Source organism: Plebeiibacterium sediminum, from assembly GCF_026013605.1.
GTDB lineage: Bacteria > Bacteroidota > Bacteroidia > Bacteroidales > Marinilabiliaceae > Saccharicrinis > Saccharicrinis sediminus.
On the sequence record NZ_JAPDPJ010000296.1, the window covers coordinates 1 to 510 of the forward strand.

Annotated in this window: 2 pseudogenes; both read right to left on the reverse strand. The window is 32.9% G+C overall.

From position 1 onward, the window contains the following. Window positions 1-183 (reverse strand): annotated as a pseudogene (locus OM075_RS26275) (transposase); the annotation flags it as partial. A gap of 2 nt (window positions 184-185) precedes the next feature. After that, window positions 186-350: pseudogene (locus OM075_RS26280) on the reverse strand (hypothetical protein); the annotation flags it as partial. Between the last annotated feature and the right edge of the window lie 160 nt (window positions 351-510).

Genomic DNA, 510 nt, shown 5'->3' on the forward strand with positions numbered 1-510 from the left:
TTTTGTAATATGACGACTATATATAAGATATAGTTGATGTGAGAGATTATAGGCCTGTTCTATTTCAGGATAAACATTGAATAATATATTGGCCCTCTGTTTCTGTGATTCAGTCCATTTATGACTGGGTTTAAAAATCAGATACCTACTTCTGGCTAACAATTGCTTTAAGGTGTCTCCATTTGCTAACGTATCAGGTTTATAATTCCGTCCTTCTTTTTGAGCTTGTTTATAAGCTTGATTGTCCTTAGATCAATTGCTTCCCATCTATAGTTGATACGTTTCTGTTGCACTGCATCACAAGTCAATTTTTGAACATGAAAACGATCAATAACAGTAGTATGCTTAGGGAAACATTTCGTGGGATCATGTAAAAAAGTTGGGTCTAAATTGTATAATTAATAGTCATGCAAATATTTTTGTTAACCTAAATAAGAAGAATTTTACATCTGAAACACCCCTGAACTGCCTTCTGAATTCTTTAATTTTAGCATTGAAAGATTCTGCTGC